Origin of the sequence: Parabacteroides sp. TM07-1AC (genome assembly GCF_003480915.1) — a bacterium.
GTDB lineage: Bacteria > Bacteroidota > Bacteroidia > Bacteroidales > Tannerellaceae > Parabacteroides > Parabacteroides chongii.
The window spans coordinates 108,233-131,564 of the sequence record NZ_QUKD01000015.1 but is presented as its reverse complement, the minus strand read 5'-3'; the positions used below and the strand labels follow the sequence as shown (position 1 = coordinate 131,564).

General features: G+C 43.3%; 18 protein-coding genes. 8 read left to right on the top strand and 10 right to left on the bottom strand.

Annotation, left to right across the window (positions count from 1 at the left end):
• Positions 1–36: 36 nt before the first annotated feature.
• From DXD68_RS22985 to DXD68_RS22975, 3 genes are all read right to left on the bottom strand, one after another.
• Entirely contained in the window at positions 37–1,770 is a 1,734-nt protein-coding gene (locus DXD68_RS22985; RefSeq protein WP_122363789.1) for a RagB/SusD family nutrient uptake outer membrane protein, read from the bottom strand.
• 11 nt (positions 1,771–1,781) lie between these two features.
• A complete protein-coding gene (locus DXD68_RS22980; protein ID WP_158585927.1) occupies positions 1,782–5,174 on the bottom strand; it encodes a TonB-dependent receptor in 3,393 nt (1,130 codons plus the stop codon).
• A 263-nt stretch (positions 5,175–5,437) separates the two neighbouring features.
• Positions 5,438–6,493 (bottom strand): FecR family protein, encoded by a 1,056-nt coding sequence (locus DXD68_RS22975; protein WP_122363787.1) that lies wholly within the window; start codon positions 6,491–6,493, stop codon positions 5,438–5,440.
• Between the two features lie 148 nt (positions 6,494–6,641).
• On the opposite strand from DXD68_RS22975, the gene DXD68_RS22970 reads away from it, so the two are divergent.
• Together DXD68_RS22970 and DXD68_RS22965 are read left to right on the top strand one after the other, a co-directional pair.
• Positions 6,642–7,196, top strand: coding sequence for an RNA polymerase sigma-70 factor (locus DXD68_RS22970; RefSeq protein WP_122363786.1), 555 nt, complete (start codon positions 6,642–6,644; stop codon positions 7,194–7,196).
• Positions 7,197–7,502: 306 nt separating this feature from the next.
• Complete coding sequence (locus tag DXD68_RS22965; protein ID WP_122363785.1) at positions 7,503–10,310, top strand: TonB-dependent receptor; 2,808 nt, start codon at positions 7,503–7,505, stop codon at positions 10,308–10,310.
• A gap of 128 nt (positions 10,311–10,438) precedes the next feature.
• Here DXD68_RS22965 and DXD68_RS22960 read toward each other — a convergent pair whose 3' ends face one another.
• Together DXD68_RS22960 and DXD68_RS22955 are read right to left on the bottom strand one after the other, a co-directional pair.
• The gene (locus DXD68_RS22960; RefSeq protein WP_122363784.1) at positions 10,439–11,725 is read right to left on the bottom strand and encodes a Gfo/Idh/MocA family protein; all 1,287 of its coding nucleotides are present in this window, start codon (positions 11,723–11,725) and stop codon (positions 10,439–10,441) included.
• Between the two features lie 107 nt (positions 11,726–11,832).
• Positions 11,833–12,426, bottom strand: coding sequence for a rhomboid family intramembrane serine protease (locus DXD68_RS22955; RefSeq protein WP_122363783.1), 594 nt, complete (start codon positions 12,424–12,426; stop codon positions 11,833–11,835).
• Positions 12,427–12,521: 95 nt separating this feature from the next.
• On the opposite strand from DXD68_RS22955, the gene cls reads away from it, so the two are divergent.
• Entirely contained in the window at positions 12,522–13,961 is a 1,440-nt protein-coding gene (gene cls / locus DXD68_RS22950; protein ID WP_122363782.1) for a cardiolipin synthase, read from the top strand.
• Here cls and rsmD read toward each other — a convergent pair.
• The 3 genes from rsmD to DXD68_RS22935 are packed head-to-tail and all read right to left on the bottom strand — an operon-like array spanning position 13,958 to position 15,958.
• A complete protein-coding gene (rsmD, locus tag DXD68_RS22945; RefSeq protein WP_122363781.1) occupies positions 13,958–14,506 on the bottom strand; it encodes a 16S rRNA (guanine(966)-N(2))-methyltransferase RsmD in 549 nt (182 codons plus the stop codon). The two genes, cls and rsmD, sit on opposite strands and share 4 nt — an antisense overlap.
• Positions 14,494–15,321 carry a DUF3822 family protein gene (locus DXD68_RS22940; RefSeq protein WP_122363780.1) on the bottom strand — a complete coding sequence of 276 codons (828 nt, stop codon included), beginning with the start codon at positions 15,319–15,321 and terminating at the stop codon, positions 14,494–14,496. Before DXD68_RS22940 ends, rsmD begins: the two co-directional genes overlap by 13 nt.
• A gap of 10 nt (positions 15,322–15,331) precedes the next feature.
• A complete protein-coding gene (locus tag DXD68_RS22935) occupies positions 15,332–15,958 on the bottom strand; it encodes a hypothetical protein (protein WP_122363779.1) in 627 nt (208 codons plus the stop codon).
• A gap of 94 nt (positions 15,959–16,052) precedes the next feature.
• Here DXD68_RS22935 and DXD68_RS22930 point away from each other — a divergent pair, with 94 nt between their 5' ends.
• From DXD68_RS22930 to DXD68_RS22910, 5 genes are all read left to right on the top strand, one after another.
• The gene (locus tag DXD68_RS22930) at positions 16,053–17,468 is read left to right on the top strand and encodes an ATP-dependent RecD-like DNA helicase (protein ID WP_122363778.1); all 1,416 of its coding nucleotides are present in this window, start codon (positions 16,053–16,055) and stop codon (positions 17,466–17,468) included.
• A 111-nt stretch (positions 17,469–17,579) separates the two neighbouring features.
• Complete coding sequence (locus DXD68_RS22925) at positions 17,580–18,251, top strand: hypothetical protein (protein ID WP_122363777.1); 672 nt, start codon at positions 17,580–17,582, stop codon at positions 18,249–18,251.
• A 92-nt stretch (positions 18,252–18,343) separates the two neighbouring features.
• A complete protein-coding gene (gene rsmI, locus DXD68_RS22920; RefSeq protein WP_122363776.1) occupies positions 18,344–19,048 on the top strand; it encodes a 16S rRNA (cytidine(1402)-2'-O)-methyltransferase in 705 nt (234 codons plus the stop codon).
• Positions 19,049–19,066: 18 nt separating this feature from the next.
• Positions 19,067–19,939, top strand: a complete 873-nt coding sequence (locus DXD68_RS22915; RefSeq protein ID WP_122363775.1) for a hypothetical protein — start codon at positions 19,067–19,069, stop codon at positions 19,937–19,939.
• A complete protein-coding gene (locus tag DXD68_RS22910) occupies positions 19,939–20,631 on the top strand; it encodes a YjjG family noncanonical pyrimidine nucleotidase (protein ID WP_199715795.1) in 693 nt (230 codons plus the stop codon). Before DXD68_RS22915 ends, DXD68_RS22910 begins: the two co-directional genes overlap by 1 nt.
• 172 nt (positions 20,632–20,803) lie before the next feature.
• Here DXD68_RS22910 and DXD68_RS22905 read toward each other — a convergent pair whose 3' ends face one another.
• On the bottom strand, positions 20,804–22,384 hold the full coding sequence (locus DXD68_RS22905) for a peptide chain release factor 3 (protein ID WP_122363773.1): 1,581 nt from the start codon (positions 22,382–22,384) through the stop codon (positions 20,804–20,806).
• Positions 22,385–22,470: 86 nt separating this feature from the next.
• The gene (gene rfbD / locus DXD68_RS22900) at positions 22,471–23,331 is read right to left on the bottom strand and encodes a dTDP-4-dehydrorhamnose reductase (RefSeq protein ID WP_122363772.1); all 861 of its coding nucleotides are present in this window, start codon (positions 23,329–23,331) and stop codon (positions 22,471–22,473) included.
• Between the last annotated feature and the right edge of the window lies 1 nt (position 23,332).

Genomic DNA, 23,332 nt, shown 5'->3' with positions numbered 1-23,332 from the left:
TATATAAAAATCCCCCTTTATATATTTTATTGAATATCAATATCCCGGATTTTGTTCCAAATTTGAGTTTAGAACTAATTCATTTGAAGGTAACGGCTTCAACCAATTTTTCTTTTCATCAAACTGCCAGCCATTCTTTGCCGGACTATTCCAATGAGGAGCAATGTAACCTGCATCATTCACAGGTATTGCACTCGGATCGAGAACCGGTTTAAACTGATCTTTAATATCTGCAAATTGTTTCATCTTCGCTCCTAACATAGGACGTTTAATCAAATCAGCAGCCGCCCATCTCATTAAATCATCGAAGCGATATCCTTCGCAAGCAAATTCAACCCGCCTCTCACGACGTATTTCATTCAATAGCGGGCTTAGTTCCGGGAAATCCCACTTCGGATCAACAAAACCGACATTAACTGTCATATGAGGCATGTCTACCCGGTCACGCAACTGGTTCACCGAGATATCCAAATCATTCTGACTACATTCACCTAACTCAGCCTTGGCTTCTGCATAATTACACAAAACCTCCGCATATCGGAAAATAATACTTGCGGTAATATACCCGCCTTCATGTACAGCTGCTGGATCACATCCCTTATATAACTGATAGCCGGTGGTATTTCTCAAACGGGAATCATAGGTCATATCCGGTACAGTAAAAGAACCACTCACCTGTCCGTTCACTATCACGCGAGGATCCCCCTTCTGATAAATCGTTTGTCTTAAACGGGGATCTCTATCCTGTACCTCTTTCTCCACCAGATCGTCTCCTTGGTAAAGAGGACTGATACTGATAGGCTTACCATCTGAACAGAGATAAGCTTCCACCATGTACTTGGAAACTCCAGTATTATTATCACTTACGCCCCAAATACTTTGACTGTTATTATAGACTCCTAATCCCATATCATATTTTTTCCAAAGTAAAACCTCTTTATTAGTAGATAAGTCTGTCTGGTTAAACAAGCTCCAATAACCTTTACTTTTATCTCCTCCTACCGGTTCTATTGCATAAACATCCTTATCTATCACAGCCCGTGCAGCATTAGCCGCAACCCGGAAAAAACGATCCGGATCCGAATTTGCAACGCCAAAAGCCGTTCCGTTATGATATTTTTCCCATGTACCTTCATATAAAGCTACACGACTCTGAAACAACAAAGCCACATCTTTATGAATTCGCCCGGAAGTAGCCACACTCTTTTCCGGCAAAAGACTGATTGCCTTATCCAGATCTGCAATAATAGAATCTGCTATTACCGTTCGCGAAACTCTAGCATCGAACAATTCTTCCGAATCTGCATACAGAGCTTTTCCAATCCAGGGAAGATCACCAAACTGTTTCAATTTATCATAATAAAACCAGGCACGCCAAAAATAAATCTCACCAATATAAGGAGCCGTTTCAGAAATAGGATCCTGCGATTTATGGTAGTTATCAATAAAGAAATTCAGTCCTCTGAGCATTGTCCAGTCCCATCCGCCTCCGGAAGAAGGAACTGTAATCGTTCCGGATATTTGTGCATCAAAAATATACGACCCGGAAACCAAGTTATCTGAGGCATTATCTCTCTCATAGGGTCCGTAATCCGCGCCCCCTAATACCGGAAAGTTTCCATAATACTTATTGGCATAAAGTTCCATTTCCTTTGCCGAAAATGTCATCTGCTGATCTGTTATCTTGTCCAGCGGGTCCCGGTCAAGAAAATCTTCACAAGATGTAATGAGCAGTCCTAACAGTACAATAAATAAGCTATATTTTTTCATAACAATTCAATTTAAAAATCAACATTAAAACCAAAAGAGAATGTTTTCGTCAAAGGGTAAACCTTTCCGGCTCCCCAACTTCCGTTCAAAAGTTCGGGATCAAAGTTTTTCTGTAAAGAAGTGATCGTAAACAAATTCTCTCCACTGACAAACATACGGATACGCTGCAAACCGATCTTCGACATAATCGTTTGCGGAATTGTATAACCCAGCTGGAAGTTCTTCAAGCGTAAATAAGCTGCATTCTGCAAATAACGAGTTTGCGGCTGTTGGTTTTTATATACTTCTGAAGAATTGTAGGGCTTCGGATAATAAGCGCCTGTATTTTCAGGAGTCCAAAAATCAGATGTTTCTTCATACATATTTGAACCAAATCCACCTGTGAATCCCCAAAAGAAAACTCCACTATTACCACCTGTTGGAGGACAAAAATCACGTTTTCCTACCCCTTGCAGGAAAATGTTCAAATCAAAACCTTTCCACTGCGCTCCTAAAGAAATACCATAACTAAAACGAGGAGTTGTATTTCCTATAACAGCCAGATCTCCATGGTCATCCTTTGTATTTTTACCTTTATCTATTTTTCCATCATTATTCAAATCCTTGTATTCCACATCTCCAATCGTCCAGTTCCCATAGATATACGACTGATCGGGTATCTTTTTCAACTGTTCTTCCGTCTGTATGATACCAGCGGTCTTATATCCCCAAATTTCTCCGATCGTCTGTCCTTCATAATAGGTTGACAGAATCTTTGTAGGATTATTGTAAGTTGTAACTTTGGAGATATAGTCTGATAAAACTAAATTCACATTATAAGAAAAATCACTTCCTATCTGATCTCTCCAGCCCAAATTCAATTCAAAACCAGAAGTACGTAAATCTGCATTATTTTCTTGTGGTACACTGGCACCCAATACTGCAGGTAAAGCATTGGCAGGACCAAACATATCTGTTGTCGTACGACGATACCAGTCAAACGATAAATTTAGCTGATTCGATAAGAAGGATGCATCAACGCCGACATCAATGGTAGAAACTGTTTCCCAAGTCAGATTACGGCTGACCAAGCCCGGCGCATCCAGATAGTTCGGACGTACACCGTCTATCAGATAACCATAATTATTACCTACATTCACAGTACTCAGATACAAATAATCACCTACATTCTGATTACCTAACGATCCATAAGAAGCTCGCAATTTCAACGAGTTCACAATATGTTCGATTGTCCAAAAGTTTTCCCTGGCTATATTATAACCGACGGAAACCGACGGAAAAAATCCAAAACGGTCGCCACGTTGGAATTTAGAGGAACCATCATAACGGGCATTAAACTCGATCAGGTATTTTTCCTTATAGTTATAATTGGCCCGGATAAAAGTACCCATATTAGCCCAATGCGTCATTGTCTGGGAATTTGTCTGTTCACCGATCGCTGTCGATAAAGAAGGAATATCCTGATTTATCAAATTACGACGCATAGCAGTCAAATAATCATATTTGCTTAACTCCAATTGTTGACCAACCATAACCGACATAAAATGATCGCCAAACAAATGTTCATAAGAAGTATAAGCATTAAATGAACTATAATCAGTTTGAGCTTGCAAAGTAGAAAAAGCATCATGGTTTGGGGCCATTACCGGAAGTTCGGAAACCGTATATTCCCAAATTACCGCTTTATCATGAGTAGACTCTTTCCTTGCTGTATTCCGGTAAGTATAATCTACATTTATCTTCCACCCTTTAATTGGTTCAGCTTCCAAAGCACCTGTTGCACTAAAGACATTGGTATTGTCTAACGTACGCCCCCCATCTATTTGTTTGTAAATATGGGATGTGGAAGCCCAATGCCCGTTCGGATCTTTCAAAGACCAGTTCGGATATCTGGTTGTTGCCAAATGTACCCAGTTACCTATATCTCCGTTATAAGCCTCTGAAACTGTATTGTTTTTATCTCGGCTGAATTTAACTCTGATATCTCCACGCAACCATTTATAGGGTTCAAAATGTAAATTACTCGTCAGGTTAAAGCGTTCGAAACGATCCTTTCCATATCGTAGCAATCCATTCTCCTTATAATAGCCAGCACCTACATAATAATTGGATTTCTCCGTACCACCTCTTACACTCAAATCATGTTTATGATTCCATGATCCCGGTTTAAAGAATGCCCTAAACCAATCTACATTATCATTATCCAACGTAGCATACGACCAGTAATCCGTATTATTCGGATTCGGTATGTTTGACGGATAATGTTCCGGATCTGCCATATAAGCTTTAATGCGCCCAATATGTTCTTCACTGAACATCGGAGACTGACCTGAATTTAGTGATGCTATGTTATACGCATTGGCAAAATCAAGCGAGTTGACCTGATTGGGGATACATGTTGCATGATTATAGCCTATTACATTATTATAGGAGACTGTCACTTTTTCATTTTTAGCCCCCTTTTTAGTTGTTACCAAAATAACACCATAAGCTGCGCGCGCACCGTAAATAGCTGCAGAAGCCGCATCTTTCAAAACTGTCAGTGTTTCCACATCTGCAGGATTGATGTTGTTGATATTATCCGCCGGAACTCCGTCTACGATAAACAAAGGAGATCCTCCGGAAAGACTCGTTGTACCACGAACATTATAATCCATCGTCGAGCCGGGAGCTCCACCATTCCCGGAAACTGTCATATTCAAGTTTCCGACTACTCCTTGCAAAGCTTTGCCTATGTTCGTTACAGAGCGGTTTTCCATTGTTTTATTATCAATTTGAGCAACAGCCCCGGTCAGGTTCACCTTCTTGGTGGTTCCATAACCAACCACTACCACCTCTTCCAATGCTTGGCTATCTTCCTGCAACGAAACAGAAACATCCGATTTTCCTTCCACCGCAATTTCCCTTGTCGTATATCCGATATAAGAAAACTGAAGAACTGCATTATCACTGGTCAGCATCAAAGAATAAGCGCCATTCACATCAGTAGTTGTCCCGTTCGTCGTTCCTTTTTCAACAACATTCACACCTATAACGGGATCTCCCAAATGATCGGTCACTTTACCGCTAACTTTTTTACCTACCTGGTCAGCCCCGACCACATCGATAGTTGTAAGGATTACATCCTTATCTATCACTTTATACCGAACATTCGATTCTTTGAACAAACGGCTCAATATAACAAACACATCTTCATTCCGTACATCGATAGAAACTTTTCGGTTGACATCTACGATTTTGTTATTATAAAAAAATTGAAAATCGGTTTGCTGTTCAATCTCTTCCAAAACCTCTGCAACAGTCCTTTCTGTCCCCAAAACGGATATTTTAGTCGTTTGCGCATAGGACTGTGAGGCAAGTGCCATACCAATAGACAAGCATAACAATAAACAGGTTAACTTCATGGTTCTTGTTATTTTAGGTACTAAATTCAGGATACAAATTTCCCTATCCTGTTGGATATAATAATTCTTTACCATACTTTTGTAAATGATTTAAGATTAAAAAATAAATTCCTTAGTCTGTTTATAGACCGGCTATCGAATATTTCATACGGGAAGATGCTGGTAACATGTTTCCGTATGTTTTTCAATAAGAAGGTCTGCAATAATCGTTCTATTCCATAGGCTTTCTGTTTTTTATGATTATACATTATTATATTACACTTCTACTTCCGCTTATTGGTTAATTCCACCACTGTATGATTAACACCTTGGCTGTCATCTCCGGTGATCTGCCTGATCTTATAATCTATTCCCGATGAGATTTTCAGGTAATCCAATATTTGTGACAATTGTTTATCGATGAATGTCCCGGTAAAATAATAAGATTTAATCATAGGATCCTTCACTTCGAATTTCACATTATAGAAATAAGATAAATCGCGTAATACCTCAGGTAAAGGAGAATTATAAAACATTAATTTTCCTTCTATCCAGGCTGTTTCATATGCGGTATTAACAGACTCCATATTCATCTTACAAGTAGAAAGACTATATGTAGCTTTTATTGAAGGAGACAATTCTTGTCTCACCACAGTTCCATTTTCTTTTTTTGCTTCAATATTCACTTTTCCGGAAACCAAGGTTGTCTCTATTACTCCTTCTTCCCGATATGCCTGTAAGTTAAACTCAGTACCCAGTACTATCACTTTCATTTTACCATCGGCAACACTCACGATAAAGGGTTTTTCTGAATCATGTGTTACTTTAAAATAACCTTCTCCATCCAATGTTACTGCTCTTTTATCTTTATCATACGGAACCGGATAAACTAGCGTAGATCCGGAATTCAAATAAGCCACTGTCCCATCCGGTAAGTTACAACTGGTACGCATACCCGGATTTGAACGGACAGTAACCATTTGTACCCCCGTCCCATCATTTGTTATATTCCACCATGAAAGAAGAGTAGACAAAAAGAATCCAACAGCAATACAAGCAGCAACAGTAGAAAAACGATAAATATTTTTCTGCCATACACGCCGTCTAATTCGCTCTTGCATCAACTCAAAAGCTTTAAGAGAATCACGTTGCCCAATGCGCCTGTGTGTATATTGCACATGATAAATACGAGCTATCTGCAACAACGTTTGCTCATTCTCTTCTCTATCCTGTAACCAGGCTTCAACAATAGCTTGTTCTTCAGACGAAGCTTTTTCCCGAATATATGCCAACAATAATGAAGCATCCGGTTCTTCTATATGTTTTCTCTGTTCTTCCATTTTATCTCTTTCTATATATACGACAAAAGCTCCCCTCTTCTACCCTAAACAATATCATAAAAAATTTTATACATATTCCTTTTTTTTCTAAATAAAATTAGAATTATCAATTATCTTTGTCCGGAACCTTCATAATAAATATTAGTAAATGAATGATTTCCTATTAGTTAGACAGTTACAAGAAGGTAACACAGATACTTATAAACAAATATTTATCAAGTATTATTCTCCTTTATGCGAATACATTTCCCAATATGTATCAGATGAAGATGCCGAAGAGCTCGTACAGGACCTGATGCTTTTTATATGGGAGAATCGAAAGAATATCATTATTACCCAATCCCTAAAATCATATTTGTTCATTGCTGCTAAAAACAGGTGCCTGAATGCGATTCAAAAGAATTTGTATCATGAGAAAATACATTCAATACTTTATGACAAACTTAAAAATCAGTTTGAAGATCCTGATTACTATTTTATAAATGAACTGACAGAACACATTAACAAAGCAATTAAAGAACTTCCTGACACCTACCGCGACACTTTCGCCTTAAGCCGCTTCGGAGAACTTACTAATAGTCAAATAGCCAATAAACTTGGCGTTTCCATCAAGACCGTTGAATACAGGATCAGCCAGGCGCTGAAAATTCTCCGTGTCAAACTGAAAGATTACCTACCTCTTCTTTCGTTCCTATCTCTATAATATCGTTAATACAAGCAGGAAAGTTGTTGCCGACACTGTCGGCAATATTGTCGACGACGTCAGCAAAATTGTCGACAGCGTCGGCAAAGCTGTCGAGGGCGTCGGCAACAGATTCTCCCGGCAACAAATTCAAGTCAGCTAAGGAAATTTACAAAAAGGTATACAATATTTCGGAAAGACACGGTTAGTTAATAAATCGAAATCACAACTTATTTTTTTAAACTTAATCACTTTCCTGATGTCTATCTTCTCGTACCGGAAACCAGTCCGGAGCAGCATTTGTTATAGACAAATAATATATTAGTTATGAAATCGGGAAGATACTTACTATGTTTATTTCTTATTCTTTTTTCGTTGCCGGCAGTTGCACAGCGGGGAGGAGTTGATGTCACTGGAACAGTGATAGAAGAGGGGAACAACGAGCCGATCGAACAGGCCACAGTCCGCTTATTGAATGTTAAAGACAGTACAATGATCGGAGGTGTGGCCAGTTCGCGCAACGGGAACTTCACATTAAAAGGGATCAAGGCCGGCAGTTATTTACTGCATGTCAGCTTTGTAGGTTTCGATCCTTTATACCAGCCCATACGTATCACGGGAAAGACAGATCCGGTCAAATTGGGCAAGCTGGCACTGAGTGACGGAGCGATTCAGCTGGGAGAAGCCGTTGTCATCGGTAAGGCACCCGAAGTCGTGATGCGAAACGATACCGTCGAATACAATGCCGACTCTTATAAAACGACAGAAGGTGCCGTACTGGAAGACCTGTTGAAAAAGATGCCCGGCGTGGAAGTGGACAGTGAAGGAAAAATCACCGTCAACGGAAAAGAGATCAAGAAAGTCCTGATCGACGGGAAAGAGTTCTTCTCCGACGACCCGAAGGTAGCCTCTAAAAACCTGCCATCCAAAATGGTTGAGAAGGTACAGGTACTCGACCGCCTGAGTGATATGGCACGAATGACCGGATTTGATGACGGGGAAGAAGAAACCGTGATCAATCTGACCGTAAAGCCCGGGATGAAACAAGGGTGGTTCGGGAATGCCTTTGCCGGATACGGCAGTGAAGACAGATATGAAGGAAACTTCATGGTCAACCGCTTTATTAACAATGACCAGTTCACATTGATGGGGGGTCTGAACAATACGAATAATATGGGATTCTCCGATATTGCTTCCAACATGTTCTCCGGTATGGGCGGACGACGGGGCGGACGTATGGGAAGCGGAGGAGCCGGAAACGGTATCACGACTTCCGGAAATGTAGGTATGAACTTCAGCAAAGAGTTCAGCAAGAAACTGACTTTGGGAGGCAACGTACGCTATTCTCATTCCGACAATGAAGCAGACAGTAAAACCACCCGTACAAATATCCTGCCGAACGACAGCTCTACTGTTTATAATGAGATCAACAATAACAATACGAGAAGTGACAATGTGGGTGCCGACTTCCGCATGGAGTGGAAACCGGATACAGCCACCCAAATCATTTTCCAACCCAGCTTCAGCTATAGCAACAGCCACAACCGGGAGTCCGGTTCATTCAACACGCTGACCAACCGGGGAGATACCGTCAATCTCGGGGAATCCGATTACCTGTCCGACGGGGAAGGATACAATATCAACGCCCGCCTGGAATTTAGCCGGAAGCTGAACGATGAAGGACGTGTTTTCAGCGGTTCATTAAACGGAAGATTAAGCGACTCTTACAACAAAGGACTGAACTACTCTAATACGGAATATTTCCTCGGAAACGAACAAAACGAGTTGATCGACCAACAATTCAGATATGACAACAAAGGCTTCAACTACCGCGTTTACTTGTCCTGGGTCGAACCGATCGGTCGCAATAATTTCATCCAAGCGACTTATAGCTTCAGTCAGAACAAGCAGGAATCTCTGAAAAACTCATATACCAGAGAAGAGGGAAGCGAAGAGTATAATGTATTGGATACGGCATACAGCAAAAGCTACCGTAATAACTTTATAAACCAGCAAGCCAGCCTGGCGTTCAAGGCTGTACGTGAAAATTATGACTATACGATCGGTATGAACCTGGAGCCCTCGCACAGCGTAAGTGAGAACTTTGTTGGTGATTCTACCCTTTCCAAGCTGACCCGTAATGTGGTCAATGTTTCCCCGATGGTCCGTTTCAACTACCGGTTTGATAAACGAACCAATCTGCGTATCAATTACCGTGGTCGTACCAGCCAGCCGAGCATGACGCAATTACAGCCGGTAGCCGACATTTCCGACCCGTTGAATACAGTTACCGGTAATCCGGACCTGAAGCCGACCTATTCCAACAATCTGTTTGCCCGTTACCAAAAGTTTATACCGGATAAACAGACTGCTTTCATGGTGATGTTGAATGCCAATTATGTGGTGAACGATATCGTTACCAAATCCATCTATGTCGGTGAAACAGGTAAAAAGATGACGACTTACGAGAATGTGAACGGAAACTACAATGGCAATGTACGTGTCATGTTCAATACGCCGTTGAAGAATAAGAAATTCTCGGTCAACTCCATGACAATGGCTTCGTTCGCCAATTCAAACGGCTTCATCAACGATGAGAAGAATGTAAACAAGGATTTCACAGCCATGGAGCGTGCCGGCATTGATTTCCGTTCCGACTATATCGACCTGGGAGTAAACGGGAACATACGCTACAGAAGTACGAATAACTCCCTGCAAAACCAGAATGATCAAAATACTTTCAACTACGGAGTCGGCGGGACAACGACCATTTACCTTCCGCTTGATTTCAAGATTGAAAGCGATATCACCTGGTCATCCAACTCCGGTTATGCTACCGGATACCAACAAAAAGAAGTGCTGTGGAACGCATCAGCATCCAAATCTTTCCTGAAAGGAAATCAGGCGACATTGCGTTTCAAGATATATGACATCCTGCAACAGCGTAGTAATATTTCCCAAAGTGTAACCGCCAATTATACCCAATACTCGGAATACAACACACTGAGCAGTTACTTTATGGTTCACTTTATTTACAGGTTCAGCATCTTTAAAGGCGGAGCTTCTGCCAGCGATATGCGCGGACCCGGAGGCAGAGGACATGGCGGACCGGGCGGACCTCCTCCACGATTCTAATAATCGTAAAAACAGATATGCTCACAAACTATTAGGGGACACAGATGACGCAGAAAACGCAGTCTGCGTCCCTTAATACAAATATTGGAACCAGTCTTTAGCCTTCTTCCTATACATTATTATATATACTATACTTTCAGGCTATACGGTTCACGTATCGGATTTCCCCTCCGCTTATTAGCCTCGTTGTCAAAAAAGAACTCCTCTTTTTCCGGATTCCAGACCAGTTTACGGTCAAATTCATAACAGAGATTGACGATATGGCATAGGGAAGCGGTGCGATGTCCTATTTCCACTGTACTGAGCGGCTGCTTACGGGTCTTCATCGCCGTCAGGAAATCATTATAATGATCGTCGCTCTTATATAGTTTGATCTTATCGTCGCCAATAACTTCATCCTGCAGTTTTGCCGGAATCGTATCCAGGAAGCTACGGCTGATATCGATCACACCGTCCGAGCCGATAAAACGGACTGCATTTCCGTCTGCTTTACGGAAAGGTTCGTGTGTCATAATGGTTCCATTGGCATAACGCATACTAAGCGGTCTCAGTTCGCCTTCATCGGGAGGAGTAAATTCGATTGGTCCGGAATCGTCCATACCCAAAGCCCACTGTGCAATATCAAACATATGAGCACCCCAGTCGCAGATCATACCGCCGCCATATTCCCGGTAATTACGCCAGTTCGGGAACATATTCCGCTCCATAGGCGGTGCCAGTTCCTCATTATAGACATTCATCGGAGCCGGACCGATCCACATATCCCAGTTTAGCGTCTTAGGTACCGGTTGTGCCGGCAAGTCATATTTTACAGGAGGAGGTCCGATAGAGACTTTCACCTCTTTTATCTCACCGATATAACCATTACGGACCAACTCGCAGGCATGGCGGAAGTTACGCCAGGAACGCTGCATGTTACCGACCTGCAATACGCGGTTATATTTCGCAACGGCATCTGCCATGGCACGTCCTTCCTCGATACTGTGCGACATAGGCTTTTCTACATATACATCTTTACCGGCACGGCAGGCTTCGATGGTCTGGACAGCGTGCCAATGGTCCGGCGTGGCAATGATCACCCCGTCGATATCGCTGCGGTTCAGCAATTCATGGTAATCGGCATACAGTTTAAATCCTTTATATGCCTGCCCTTTAGCCTTTTCGGTTTCTTTTTCAACAATTGCCTGCATGGCATTCAGTTGGCGGGATTCGCAATCGGATGCTGCGATCAGGTTGGCCCTACGGGCAAATTCCGGGCCAAGGGTCCAACGTCCTTGTGCTCCGCAACCGATAATACCGAGATTGATCTGGTCGCTGGGAGCAACAAAATTAGTTCCACCTAAAATGTGACGGGGCAAAATGGTGAAGCCGGCAATTGCCAAAGCTCCGCTTCGGATGAAGTTTCTTCTTTTCATTGTGTCTGTCTTATGGTATTAGAGAAATTGAGATATTTCTACAAATCTATAAATAATACCTTACAAAACAAACACTTGAATACAATTATGTACAGAAAAACGACTATTTAGAAATGCGACAGAAAGGCTTTTAACAAGGAAGGATTAAGTAAAGCCGGATACAGAAAACCATAGACTGCCCCGTAAAAATGGGCATTGTGGTTGATATTGTCCCCTGCACGTTTAGCCATATATTGACAATAAGCCAGATAAACTACTCCAAAAATAATTCCCGGTACAGGAATGATCGCAAATAACAGTATCTTACTCCAGGGATCGAACAATATATAAGAAAACAGTACTGCCGATACCGCACCCGACGCACCTATGGACACATAATAAGGATCATTATGATGTTTGATCAGGTCATACAAGGATGCAAAAATCATTCCGCCAAAATACAGTCCGAGGAATCCCCATGCTCCGAACCCGAGATAACCGAATACCTTTTCTATATAAGTTCCGAACGACCAGAACGTAAACATATTGACCAGCAGATGTGTCATATCGGCATGAACGAATCCGTGAGTGATCAACCGGTACCACTCATTATTCTTTACTGTCCGGTAAGGGATCAGCGCCAGTTTACGGAATAATTCCACATTATTGAAACAGAGCCAGGAAACTAAAACGGTTATACCGATAATAATATATGTGATCATCTTCTTTCTTTTGATATATCCGGCAAATGTAGTAAAGATTTGTTATTTACAAATTACCTTACTACCTTTATCAACTTGTAACAAAGTTAAAATTCATGCTGGCTGCCATACACATACAATGGGTTGCAGGAGTAATATTCATCATATTGTACTCCATCACCATACTGGGGTTGGTTCTGGTTATCATCGCAGAGAACAGGAATCCTTTAAAAACCATCCCCTGGGTCATCGTGTTATTACTGGCTCCCGGTATCGGACTGCTTTTTTATTTCTTCTTCGGGCAGGACAACAGGAAGCAGCGTATCATCTCACGCAGGACTTACAAACGTATTATGAAACGTCCGCAGGAGGGAAAACTTCCGCAGGATGCCTGTACCGTTCCCGGTCCATACCAACCTTTGGTCACGCTATTGAATAACAACAATCAATCCTCCCTCCTTTACGGAAGCGAGATCAAAATCTATACGAACGGAGCGGATAAATTCAAAGACCTGCTGAAGGATATCCAGGAGGCGACTCACCATATCCATATCCAATATTACATTTTTTGCGATGATGAAATAGGGACACAATTCAAAAATGCCCTGATCACAAAAGCAAAAGAAGGTGTCAAGGTGCGGTTATTGTACGACGATGTCGGCTGCTGGAACGTAAAAAACAGTTTCTTCGACGAGATGCAGGATGCAGGCATGGAAGTGCATGCCTTCCTGAAAGTAGCTTTTCCGGTCTTCACCAGCAAAGTCAATTACCGAAATCACCGGAAAATCGTTGTTATCGACGGACAGGTCGGCTATATGGGAGGAATGAACATTGCCGACCGGTATGAGAAAGGAACGGAATGGGGTATCTGGCGCGACACTCATTTCAGGATAATCGGAAAAGGAGTACACGGACTGCAGTCCGCTTTCCTGATCGACTGGTATGTTGTCAGCAAGAAACTGTTGAACGACAAGATATTTTATCCGCCTGCAAAGATATATAATGAAGACAACATCATGCAGATAGTGACAAGCGGGCCGGTCGGGCAATGGCGCACATTGCTCCAGGCATATATCTTTGCCATCGCGAATGCCAAAAAATACATTTACATACAAACTCCTTATTTCCTTCCGACCGAAGGGTTGAACCAGACACTGCTGATCGCGGCATTGGGAGGTATCGACGTACGGCTCATGCTGCCTAAACGTTCGGATACCCGCACCGCCAATATGGCTACACATTCTTTTATCGACGAGATGGTAAAGGCTGGAGTGAAAGTTTATTTTTACGAGCCGGGCTTCCTGCATTCCAAGCTGATGATCACTGATGATGCGCTTGCCTGCATCGGCTCAGCCAACATGGACTTCCGCAGCTTCGAGCACAATTTCGAAATAAACGCATTCGTATACGAACCCTCTTTTGCCATGCAGATGAAGCGGGTATTCCTGCACGACATGCACAGTTGCGAGCGGCTGATCCCGTCACGCTGGCTGAAACGGCCCGTCAAACAACGGCTTGCCGAGTCATTCATGCGTCTGTTTTCCCCGCTCCTTTAAGCCTTTTCTTCTTTAATAAAGATACTGAAGTTGACGGAGCCGTAAACACGTTGCTGGTCAAAATAGGGAAGATGAGAGAAATCATTCGTTTTCGGATGCTCCATCACGAATATACCTCCGTCTCGCAACAGGTCACGTTCAAAAACCAGCTCTGGTACTTCCGGCAGTTCCTTCAGCGCATAAGGCGGATCAGCAAAAATAAAGTCGAACCCCTGTTTCGGAGCCGAATGCAGATAACGGAACACATCACCACGAATCAGGTGAAGAGATTCCGTCTTCAGCTCTTTTGCAACCTTGGCGATGAAAGAAGCATGGGCATTATTTTTTTCCACGGCTGTAACACTTCTGCATTCCCTTGAAAGCAATTCGAACGAGATACTTCCCGTTCCGGCAAACAGGTCCAGCGCATCAGCCCCTTCCAGATCGGTCAGGTTGTTGATCACATTAAAAAGATTCTCCTTGGCAAAATCGGTCGTTGGTCGTGCACTGAAAGAAGACGGCACATCAAAACGTCTACGTCCATATATTCCGCTTATAATTCGCATACAGATAAAGCTATTAAATCCAACGGAGCCTGAACGACTTCGGCTCCCAACAAGTAAGCATCCGACGGTATCTCAGCCGGACTGATATATTGTATATAATTTCGTAACGTAGTCGTCATACTGTTACGCAGAGAAACACCTCCATAGATATGAAGCTGGTCCTTCTCCTGATCCATACCGACCTGTTTCCATACATATAATATATAGTAGAGGATATCGTCAGGCTTATCATACCCGAAAGTATTTACAAAAAGCAGCTTTCCCTGGGCAAAACAAACCACATCCATCATCTTCCGGTGAATCACCACATACATCTGGCGGGGGATCAACGCACGGCTCTGCTGTTTCCACAAAACCAGCTGAGGTGTGATATGATGAACAAAAGCGGGGTTGATCAGTGAACGGGAACAGAACTCATACACCTCTTCTTCCATACCGAACACGACTTCCGCAGCTTCGCGCGCCAGCGGATTATGCAGGCATTTATTCTCAGGAGCGGAAAAGGTAAACGATAACAGATCCGTTTTCTGCTTTTCCGTAAAGACTTCCTCAGGAACTACCGTATATTGAGGCGACACATAGACCAGGTTCGTCCGTTTATACGAATATGTAAGAAACTCGTGCTCGAAGAAAAACTCTTTCAGTGAAGAGATATAAGGCTTCGTCCGGTCGAACTCTATATTTCTATAAAAGAAACTTTCGCTCTCCGAAGGACTGTATCCTGAAAAAGAAAGTCCATCCGACCTAAGCCGGATGGACATTATATATTTTCCAGAATTATCTGCAGTCAACGTATCAGGAATACTGATAGCCATAAGCAATCGATTATTCCCAGTTACCTGCGTTGTTATTAATTTCAGTCAGTGAACCAACACGTAAACCCGGGAATTTTTCCAGCTTATCAGCTTTGTCCTTCAGGTTTGTAACCAACTGTTTGTCCAGGTCACCCAGATAATCGTCATACTTAACGCCTGCTTCAAATACTTTTACAGTATAACCGGAACCAGAAGTCAATGTAGCTGTGTCCATAGAGAACTTAACGCTTGTTCCGGGAACATTTGCCAAATCGTCTACATTGTAGTTTGCACCGAACAATGTATCTTTTGCAACCACCCAGATAGTATCACGTCTGATCAAACCTTTCTTTACAGCTTCTTTCTCAGTCATACCTTTTTCCAGCTGCTCGTCAGTCAAGACACCTTCCTTGATCAGGAACGGAAGTTTATCTTCCTTCAGGAACTTAACCAGGTCGGTAAAACTACCTGCATGCGTTTTGTACACATTCTTATACTCGATCTGAGCTTTACGGATGTCGATCAAACGAGTCTTAATAGCACTTTCACGCACATCTTTTTCCTTATTAAATTCGATCGGCGTCATAATGCTTCTGTAGCACATGTAAACTAGCAGGATAACTGCAGCAGCTAATAAAATCTTTAATGTAACTTTCATGGTTTGTATTGTTTTTTTGAATTTATTTCGTTCGGCAAATTTAAAAAAGAATATTTAATACACTACCTTTATCACCAAAATTATTGCAATCAAAATGATAAATAGTTATTTAAGCCGCCAAATTACACAAAATTTCCCACATAATCCGACAGAAGACCAATTTTCTGCCCTAAAAACACTCACGGATTTTCTGCTTTCAACCGAATCAGACACCCTTTTATTGCTGAAAGGGTATGCAGGAACTGGAAAAACGTCGCTGGTCGGTGCCCTGGTCAAAACCCTGAACGAGCTAAAACAAAAAACAGTTTTGCTCGCTCCTACCGGAAGGGCAGCTAAGGTCTTTTCGAACTATTCCGGCCAAAAAGCTTTTACGATCCATAAAAAGATATATCGTCAAAAAGCATTCTCCAACGAACCGACCGGCTTCATGCCTGCTGATAATTTACACAAAGATACGTTATTTATTGTTGATGAAGCATCCATGATCTCGAATGACGGGATCGATTCGATCTCTTTCGGGACCGGACGGTTACTGGATGATCTGATACAATATGTCTATTCGGGTGAAAACTGTCGGCTGATCCTGATGGGCGACGTGGCACAGCTACCGCCGGTCATGCAAACGGAAAGTCCGGCGCTGAACCCGGAAATACTCAGAGGTTATAATCTGCAGGTAGAAGAAATCACCCTGACACAGGTTGTCCGGCAAAGCGGAGATTCAGGGATATTACTCAATGCCACCCGCTTACGGGATGCACTGCGAAACAACGAGGTCGAGATATACCCCAAGCTCCACCTGAAAGGTTTTACAGACTTCAGGAAGGTCAACGGAGACGAACTGATCGAGGAAATATCATCGGCATACAGCCGTGACGGAATCGAAGAAACAATGATTATCACACGCTCTAATAAACGGGCAACAATTTACAATAACGGAATACGCAACCGGATACTATACAGAGAAGAAGAGTTGTCATCGGGTGACCGGCTGATGGTTGCCAAAAACAACTATTACTGGACCAACGATTGTAAGGAAATGGATTTTATAGCGAACGGCGAGATTGTCCAAATATTACGCGTGAAACGTACAAGCGAACTCTATGGTTTTCGCTTTGCCGATGTGACCGTCCGTTTTCAGGACTATGACCTCGAACTGGATATAAAGATCCTACTCGACACCTTGCAGACCGATTCACCCGCTCTTCCCAAAGAACTCAACGACAAGCTCTTCTATACCATTCTGGAAGATTACGACGATATTCCCACCAAGGCAGGCAAAATGAAAAAGATGAAAGCCGATCCTCACTATAATGTCGTGCAAGTAAAATATGCTTATGCCATTACCTGCCACAAAGCGCAGGGCGGACAATGGATGAACGTCTTCCTCGATATCGGCTATATGACGGAGGAAATGCTGGGAGAAGATTTTTACCGGTGGCTGTATACCGCCTTTACCCGCGCCACCCACCGGCTGTATTTAGTTAATTTACCGGATGAATTTGTTGAGTGACAGTACACTTTTTTACATATTAAGTACGTTACATTGATAGAAATAGTTATTTTTGTTGCAATATAAATCGGGACGTTGTTATTACGCCTCCCGTTAAGCATAAATTCAGAAATGGCAAATAAAGAAAAAATAGATTATCTGTTACTTGACATCAAGGAACTCGAAACGTTGATTGCCGGTATGCGCGATGCAGAAGTATATCCGGTATCCTTCTTTAGCCAGACATTCAATCTGACACATAAAATACTGAATGACCTTCATTCATTGGAAACGGCGCAGATCGAGATGTTACGTAAACAAATGGAAGCCCATCAAGCTTTGATCCAGTCGCTCCCCAACCCAGTCGCCACAGTGATGCCGGAACCGGAAGTGAAGGAAGAGCCGGCTGAAAAAAACGCGAGCACTCCGGAACCGAAAACAGAATCGGAAGCAGAACCCGAAGCAGAACCGGCCAGGGAAATCATCGTTGAAAAACAGGAGATTATTCCGGAAACACCTCATAAAACGGTGGTGGCAGATAAACAAGGGGTTTTCCTGAGCGATATACTGGAGAAGAAGAATCTGTCCGACTTCCGCAAGGCGTTCAGCCTGAACGATCGTTTCCGTTTCCGCCGTGAGCTGTTCGGAGGCAATGAAGATAAAATGAACGAAGCGATTACCGACCTCAACGATATCCACTCGTACGAAGAATCGGTAACCTATCTGAATAACGAACTGAAATGGAATATTGAAGATGAAGCTGTAGCCGACTTCCTCAAGCTGTTAGAGAAACGATTCCTTTAATTAGTTGACAGTTGACAAGTGATAGTTGACAGTTTTAAGGACTGCATTTTAACTGTCACTTGTCAACCGTCAACTGTCAACTAAAAAAGATTATGGCAAAGTTAACAGTTGTACCGACTCCCGTAGGCAACCTGGAAGATATGACCTTCCGGGCCATCCGTGTGTTGAAAGAAGCCGATCTCATCCTGGCCGAAGACACACGTACGACCGGTATTCTGCTGAAACATTTTGAGATACAAAACAAAATGCAGTCACACCACAAGTTCAACGAACACAAGACCGTAGAGCAGATCGCCTCCCGTATTAAAGGCGGTGAAAACATCGCTCTTGTGTCGGATGCCGGGACACCGGCCATCTCCGATCCCGGCTTCATGCTGGTAAGGGAATGTGTACGCCAGGGTGTCGACGTGGAATGTCTGCCGGGAGCAACCGCATTTGTTCCGGCACTGGTAGCCTCCGGGTTACCGAACGAAAAATTCTGTTTCGAAGGATTCTTACCCCAGAAGAAAGGTCGCCAGACCCGCCTGAAGGAGTTGTCCGTCGAATACAGGACCATCATTTTTTATGAATCCCCTTTCCGGTTGGTAAAGACGCTAACCCAACTAGCCGAATTCTTCGGGACCGACCGACAAGTATCCGTGTCACGCGAAATATCCAAGCTGCACGAAGAGACTGTCCGCGGAACCCTGGAAGAGGTTATAGCACACTTTACCGTGAACGAACCGAGGGGTGAGATTGTTATAGTATTAGCAGGCTTAAAAGATAAAAAGGAAAAAGAGACAGAAAAAGATGTTTAATTCAAAAACAAGAAGAAAATGAAAAAGTTATTATTAGTTTGTACCTGCGCAACATTACTGGTATCCTGCGGACAAAATTCGGCCGAATACAAAAAGCTGAAAGCCGAAAACGACTCTCTGAAAATCGAGAATACGAAAGCGACCAGCGAGATGAACGAGATCCTCACAACATTAAATGATGTAGAGGCAGACATACAGTCTATCCGCGATGCAGAAAACTACCTGAATATCCAGCAGCAAAGCGGCGGAGAGTTCAGTAAAAGTAACCGCGAACAGATCAAGCAGAACATGCAGCTGATCAGCGAAACACTGAAAAAGAATAAAGAAACGATCAGCCAGCTCGAAGAAAAACTGAAAAAGAGTGGCATACAATCTGCAGCTTTAAAGAAAACGATCAACCGTCTTTCTTCCGAACTGGACCAGAAAGCAACCATGATCGTCGCTTTGCAGGAAGACCTGGCAAAGAAAAATGTCCGTATCCAGGAACTGGATGAAATGGTTTCTTCCCTGAATGAAGATGTGGAAAACCTGGCAACAACCGCAGCCGCCCAATCGGAAAAGTTAGGCGAACAGGACAAGGCACTCAACACGGCTTACTATTGCTTCGGTACTGCCAAAGAACTGAAGGACCAGAAAATCCTTTCCGGAGGCGGTCTTTTCTCTAAATCAAAAGTATTACAGAGTGGCTTCAACAAAGATTACTTTATCTCCGTCGACATCCGCGAAGTGAAGGAAATACCTTTGTTCGCCGGTAAAGCCAAACTGAAATCCAATCACCCGGACGGTTCTTACGAATTCGTAAAAGACGAAGACGGTAATCTGACATTGAACATCACAGACCCGAAAACATTTTGGAGCCTGGGCAAATATCTGGTTATTGAAGTAGGATGATGAAATACAAAAACCTCTTTATAGATCTGGACGATACCCTTTGGGATACGTACCACAATAATAAAGAATGCCTCGAAGAGATTTATACCGATCACCACTTGGATCGGTATTACGCCTCTTTCGAGGCTTTCTTCGATATCTACTGGCCACACAACGAGTTGCTCTGGAAGCAATATCGGGCAGGCGAGATCGACCGTCAGACGCTTATTGTCGACCGTTTCCGTTACGTGCTCCGTCCACTGGGTATTGAAGATACCAAATCGGTGCTTGCCGTCAACAACGATTTCCTGCAACGTACGACAACCAAGACCGGACTGGTTCCCGGAGCGATCGAGTTGCTGGAATACCTGCGCCCATCCTACCGCATGTATATTTTATCGAATGGTTTCCGCGAAGTACAGGACAAAAAACTCCGCAATTCCGGACTGGCACCTTACTTTACCCGGATGATCCTTTCAGAAGATGCCGGCATACAAAAACCTCATAAGGGTATTTTCGACTTCGCTTTGATCAATACCAATTCACGCCGTTGTGAAACACTGATGATCGGCGACTGTTTCGAAGCCGATATTTTCGGTGCCCACCAATCCAAAATAGACCAACTTTGGTTCAATCCACAGGGATTACCTCCCCAGGAGTTTACTCCAACCTATACGGTTAAAAGCCTGGAAGAGATAAAAGGAATATTATAAACCTCGTTCTCAGGAGAATCTCACACGGTATAGGGTATATATAAACGCCCTATCCCCCATCATCGGATACCCTATAACCTATCCTCTGATACCCTATAAGGGAACAATTCATTTCCCCATACCCAGTTGCACGATACAGAAATGCTATTTCTGTATCGTGCAACTGGGGGTATCAAAATTCCGACGTAAAATGGAACTTGATATCCGGGAAATCCTGTTGTGCCATTGTCAAGACGTAGCCGGAATCAGCCAGGTAGACATCGCGCCCCTCTTTGTCGAGCGCCATATACTGCGATTTACGTTTTTTGAAATTATCCAGGGCAGCCTGATTGTCACTTTCGATCCAACAGGCTTTATAAAGACTGATCGGTTCCCATTTACATTGAGCACCATATTCATGTAGCAGACGGTACTGAATTACTTCAAACTGCAATTGTCCTACCGTACCGATGATCTTCCGACCATTGAACTGGTTGGTAAAAAGCTGTGCAACCCCTTCGTCCATCAACTGTTCGATCCCCTTGTTCAACTGCTTGGCCTTCATCGGATCGGCATTTTCAATGTATTTGAACATTTCCGGCGAGAAGCTCGGCAATCCTTTGAAGTGAAGTTCTTCACCGGCAGTCAGCGTATCACCGATCTTGAAATTACCGGTATCCGGCAGACCGATGATGTCACCGGCAAAAGCCTCATCCACCGTCTCTTTCTTCTGAGCCATGAATGCCGTCGGACTGCTAAAACGCAGTTGCTTACCGAAACGGACATGTTTATAGGGAGCATTTCGTTCGAAACGACCGGAACAGATTTTTACGAAAGCGATACAACTGCGGTGGTTCGGGTCCATATTCGCATGTATCTTAAAAACAAAGCCGGTAAAGTTATCCTCTTCCGGTTCAACGACACGCTCCACAGCCTGGATAGGACGGGGAGACGGCGCGATCTTGACAAAGCAATCCAGCAATTCCTTTACACCGAAGTTGTTCAGCGCAGAACCAAAAAAGACAGGAGCAATATCCCCTCTCAGATACGTATCCACATCGAACTCCGGATAAACACCCTCGATCAGTTCGATATCCGAACGAAGCTTTTCAGCCAGCGTATCGCCGATATGATTTTCCAGTTCAGGACTGTTGATATCGTTAAACTCGATCTTCTCCGTCACATACTGTTTGCTCGGTGTGTAAAGGTCAAGTTTCTGTTCATATATATTATATACCCCTTTGAAACGCTGTCCCATGTCGATCGGCCAGCTCAAAGGACGCACGTTGATATGCAATTCTTCTTCAATCTCATCCAAAAGGTCGAAAGGATCCTTACCGTCACGGTCCATCTTGTTGACAAACACGATCACCGGCGTTTTACGCATACGGCAGACTTCCATCAACTTACGGGTCTGTGCTTCCACACCTTTGGCGATGTCGATTACGATAATAACACTGTCTACGGCAGTCAATGTACGGAACGTATCTTCGGCGAAATCCTGGTGACCGGGTGTATCGAGGATATTTACTTTATGATTCTCATAGTCGAAAGCCATCACAGAGGTTGCAACGGAGATTCCACGTTGTTTTTCTATTTCCATCCAGTCGGAGGTTGCCGTCTTCTTAATCTTATTGGATTTTACGGCACCCGCCACATGGATCGCACCACCGAACAACAGCAGTTTTTCCGTTAATGTGGTCTTACCGGCATCCGGGTGGCTGACAATAGCAAACGTTCTTCTTCTTTTAATCTCTTCTGAATACTGACTCATTTTTATATCGTTTATTTTATTTCAAACAGGGTTATGAACAGAGTTATCAACATACTTCTCAACATATCAACAGGGTTATCAACACCCTAAAGTTTCTCCATACAGAGGCGAAGACTCTCTTCCCAATGCGGGATAGTGATACCGTAGGTTGTTTTTATCTTCTTCTTATTCAGCACGCTATAAGGCGGGCGTACTGCCTTTGTCGGATAATCTTTCGTTTCGATCGGCAATACATGGCAATCAATTCCGGCAATCTGTAGGATTTTTACCGTGAAATCGTACCAACTACAAACACCCTCGTTCGAGAAATGGTAGATTCCCGGCACGAAAGCATTCCGCTCGTCGGCTGTTACCACTGCCAAAATCGCAGCAGCCAAATCACCCGCATAGGTCGGCGTTCCGATCTGGTCGAAGACAAAGCCTAATTGGTCACGCTCCTTACCCAGACGAAGTACGGTCTTTACGAAATTAGAACCGAACTCGGAATAGAGCCATGCCGTACGGATAATAACTGCATCCGGACAAACTTCCTGCAGGATCTCTTCACCGGCCAACTTGGTCCGCCCGTAAGCGGAAACCGGACAAGTAACGTCTGTCTCCACATAAGGACGGTAGCTTGTTCCGCTGAAAACATAATCGGTAGAGACATGGATCATCTTTGCTCCGGCTTCATGTGCCGCTTTTCCCAACACACCGACAGCAAAAGCATTGATACGGCGGCACAGGGCTTCATCCTCTTCCGCCTTCTCGACTGCCGTATAGGCAGCGCAGTTTAATACAAAATCAACCTGATTATCCTTTATCATCCCCCGCACAGCAGCAGGATTCGTAATGTCCAACGTATCGACATCCGTAAAAAGGAAATTATATCCCGGATGGTTCTCTGCCAGCAGGCGAATAGAATTGCCCAGCTGCCCGTTGGCACCGGTTACTAATACTGTTTTCATT

Bases quoted from the DNA above. Each gene is read 5' to 3' on its own strand.
- DXD68_RS22955 (WP_122363783.1), bottom strand. From the start codon at position 12,426: ATGATCACATATATTATTATCGGTATAACCGTTTTAGTTTCCTGGCTC.
- DXD68_RS22925 (WP_122363777.1), top strand. From the start codon at position 17,580: ATGGCAAATAAAGAAAAAATAGATTATCTGTTACTTGACATCAAGGAA.
- DXD68_RS22975 (WP_122363787.1), bottom strand. From the start codon at position 6,493: ATGGAAGAACAGAGAAAACATATAGAAGAACCGGATGCTTCATTATTG.
- rfbD (WP_122363772.1), bottom strand. From the start codon at position 23,331: ATGAAAACAGTATTAGTAACCGGTGCCAACGGGCAGCTGGGCAATTCT.
- DXD68_RS22930 (WP_122363778.1), top strand. From the start codon at position 16,053: ATGATAAATAGTTATTTAAGCCGCCAAATTACACAAAATTTCCCACAT.
- DXD68_RS22985 (WP_122363789.1), bottom strand. From the start codon at position 1,770: ATGAAAAAATATAGCTTATTTATTGTACTGTTAGGACTGCTCATTACA.
- rsmD (WP_122363781.1), bottom strand. From the start codon at position 14,506: ATGCGAATTATAAGCGGAATATATGGACGTAGACGTTTTGATGTGCCG.
- DXD68_RS22970 (WP_122363786.1), top strand. From the start codon at position 6,642: ATGAATGATTTCCTATTAGTTAGACAGTTACAAGAAGGTAACACAGAT.
- DXD68_RS22960 (WP_122363784.1), bottom strand. From the start codon at position 11,725: ATGAAAAGAAGAAACTTCATCCGAAGCGGAGCTTTGGCAATTGCCGGC.
- DXD68_RS22980 (WP_158585927.1), bottom strand. From the start codon at position 5,174: ATGAAGTTAACCTGTTTATTGTTATGCTTGTCTATTGGTATGGCACTT.
- rsmI (WP_122363776.1), top strand. From the start codon at position 18,344: ATGGCAAAGTTAACAGTTGTACCGACTCCCGTAGGCAACCTGGAAGAT.
- DXD68_RS22965 (WP_122363785.1), top strand. From the start codon at position 7,503: ATGAAATCGGGAAGATACTTACTATGTTTATTTCTTATTCTTTTTTCG.
- DXD68_RS22915 (WP_122363775.1), top strand. From the start codon at position 19,067: ATGAAAAAGTTATTATTAGTTTGTACCTGCGCAACATTACTGGTATCC.
- DXD68_RS22905 (WP_122363773.1), bottom strand. From the start codon at position 22,384: ATGAGTCAGTATTCAGAAGAGATTAAAAGAAGAAGAACGTTTGCTATT.
- DXD68_RS22935 (WP_122363779.1), bottom strand. From the start codon at position 15,958: ATGAAAGTTACATTAAAGATTTTATTAGCTGCTGCAGTTATCCTGCTA.
- DXD68_RS22910 (WP_199715795.1), top strand. From the start codon at position 19,939: ATGAAATACAAAAACCTCTTTATAGATCTGGACGATACCCTTTGGGAT.
- cls (WP_122363782.1), top strand. From the start codon at position 12,522: ATGCTGGCTGCCATACACATACAATGGGTTGCAGGAGTAATATTCATC.
- DXD68_RS22940 (WP_122363780.1), bottom strand. From the start codon at position 15,321: ATGGCTATCAGTATTCCTGATACGTTGACTGCAGATAATTCTGGAAAA.